The organism is Acinetobacter sp. ANC 5378 (genome assembly GCF_013004315.1).
Lineage (GTDB): Bacteria > Pseudomonadota > Gammaproteobacteria > Pseudomonadales > Moraxellaceae > Acinetobacter.
Window position 1 is genome coordinate 1 of sequence record NZ_JABERK010000017.1, and the last position, 1,269, is coordinate 1,269.

Below are 1,269 nucleotides of genomic sequence, written 5' to 3' on the forward strand. Positions count from 1 at the left end.
CACTGCTGTCCCATAGTTTGATTTAAATAAAAAAACCTGAGTCCGAACAGTTAAAATATGAGTGCAAACAAACACTTTAACGACCAGGATTCAGGTTTTGTCACATCAGAATACCGTATTTCATCAGTTAATTAAACCAGTCTTACGACAAGATTTTGAACGGCTTGCTAAACAACATCATGTTGGGCAGAAATTCAGATCTGCTTCTCGATGGGATCAGTTTATTGCCCTGTTAATGTCCCAACTTTCCTGCCGACAAAGCCTACGGGATATTCAATCCAATCTTGAGTCCCAGCAGGAAAAGCTTAATCATCTCGGAGCAAAGTCTATTCCCCGAAGCACGCTGGCACGAATCAACGAGGAGCAACCTGCTGCCTTGTATAAACAGATGTTTCATCAATTACTGCAATACTGTGAAAAATCAAAAGTAGCCCATAAATTTCGCTTCAAGAATCCTCTGTATTCCCTGGATGCCAGTCACATTGATCTGTCGCTTTCCTTGTGCGCATGGGCCAAAGTTCATGATTCAAAAGCCAGCATGAAACTGAGCATAGGATTGAATCACAGCAATCATATTCCTGAGTTTGTTGCAGTTGAAAATGGTAAAGAAAATGACATGGTACAAGGCCGAAAATTCCAGTTTCCCTCTGGCAGTATTGTGGTCTTTGACAAAGGCTATGTAGATTATAAATGGTATGCGAATCTGACCGCTCAAAATATTGGCTTTGTGACACGTCTCAGACCCAAGGCAGTTTATCGGGTTATTCAGCAACATCCAGTCATTGTAGCCAAAGGGATTTTAAAAGATGAAACGATCCAGCTGAATAGTGCACATGCAGTGAAAAGACAGACTCCACCATTAAGAAAAATTGAATATATTGATCGGCAGAGTGGCAAGCATTTTATGTTTCTCAGCAATAACTTCCGTTTATCTGCCTCAACGATTGCAGCGATTTATAAAGACCGCTGGAAAGTGGAACTGTTCTTTAAGGCGATTAAACAGAATTTGAAATTAAAAGCCTTTATAGGCCGAAGCAGGAACGCAATTCAGACGCAAATTTGGATTGCCCTGATTGCCTATTTACTGGTGAGTTTTGCTCGGCATTTAGGACAAGAAGGCTGGACGGTTCAACGGTTACTAAGAATGATCCAAGTAAATCTGTTTGAGAGAAAAACCTTAAAAGCTTTATTCATGCCCGATAAAATACCGATAAAACAAAAGGAAGCTCAATTGAGCCTCCTTTTATGAAAAATTGTGGGACAGCAGTG

Annotated in this window: 1 protein-coding gene; it reads left to right on the plus strand. The window is 40.5% G+C overall.

The annotated features are described in order from the left end of the window. Positions 1-97: 97 nt before the first annotated feature. Positions 98-1,249 (plus strand): IS4 family transposase, encoded by a 1,152-nt coding sequence (locus HLH16_RS06110; protein WP_086193328.1) that lies wholly within the window; start codon positions 98-100, stop codon positions 1,247-1,249. Positions 1,250-1,269: the final 20 nt, after the last annotated feature.